This window comes from Paraplanobispora takensis (genome assembly GCF_016863195.1).
Classification (GTDB): domain Bacteria; phylum Actinomycetota; class Actinomycetes; order Streptosporangiales; family Streptosporangiaceae; genus Planobispora; species Planobispora takensis.
Window position 1 is genome coordinate 1 of record NZ_BOOK01000139.1, and the last position, 956, is coordinate 956.

The 956-nt window shown below is 70.7% G+C and carries 1 protein-coding gene; it reads left to right on the top strand.

Features of this window, described 5'->3' with window-relative positions:
* The coding region (locus Pta02_RS40800; protein ID WP_203880415.1) for an AMP-binding protein at positions 1–956 on the top strand (956 nt) is incomplete at both ends.

Consider the following 956-nt stretch of genomic DNA (forward strand, 5'->3'; position numbering starts at 1 on the left):
TTCGAGGCGCAGGTGGCGGCGTCGCCGGGGGCGGTGGCGGTGGTGTGCGGGTCGGTGGAGCTGAGTTATGCGGGTCTGGATGGGCGGGCCGGGGCGCTGGCGGGGGCGCTGGCCGATCTTGGGGTGGGGCCGGAGCGGTGTGTGGCGGTGCTGGTGCCGCGGTCGGTGGCGTCGGTGGTGGCGTTGGTCGGGGTGGTCAAGGCCGCAGGCGCCTATGTGCCGATCGATCCGGCGTATCCGGCCGAGCGGGTGGGTTTCATCGTGCAGGATGCCGCGCCGATGGCGGTGGTGACGGTTGCGGGGCTGGTCGATCGGGTGCCGGTGGGTCTGCCGGTGGTGGTGCTGGATGAGGATGGCGAGCTGAGCTCCGTACGGCCGTCGACCGTACCGGCATCGGATGCTTTGCCGTCCGGCGCCGGTACGGCAGGCGAAGCCTCGGCGGGGTCGCCTCCTTCGCCGGCCGAACCGGCTGGATCCTCAGCCGGCACTGGTAGGCCGGGCGAGATCTCGGCTGCGCCGCGCTCGCCGCTGGCCACACCGGCTGATCCCCTGCCTGGCGCCGGTACGGCGAGTAGTGGAGACGGTGGGGATCGGCGCCGGGGTACGGCGGGGGCCGGGGTGGCCGGGCGGTTGCTGCCGGAGCATCCGGCGTATGTGATCTTCACGTCGGGGTCGACCGGCCGGCCCAAGGGCGTGGTGGTCTCGCATGCGAGCGTGATCCGTCTGCTGGATGCCACTCAGGAATGGTTCGATTTCGGCCCGGATGATGTGTGGACGTTGTTCCACTCCTATGCCTTCGACTTCTCGGTGTGGGAGTTGTGGGGGGCGTTGCTGACCGGTGGCCGACTGGTGGTGGTGCCGTTCGAGGTCAGCCGGTCTCCGCAGGAGTTCGTGCAGCTGCTGGCCGAGCAGCGGGTGACGGTGCTCAACCAGACCCCCTCGGCCTTCTACCAGCT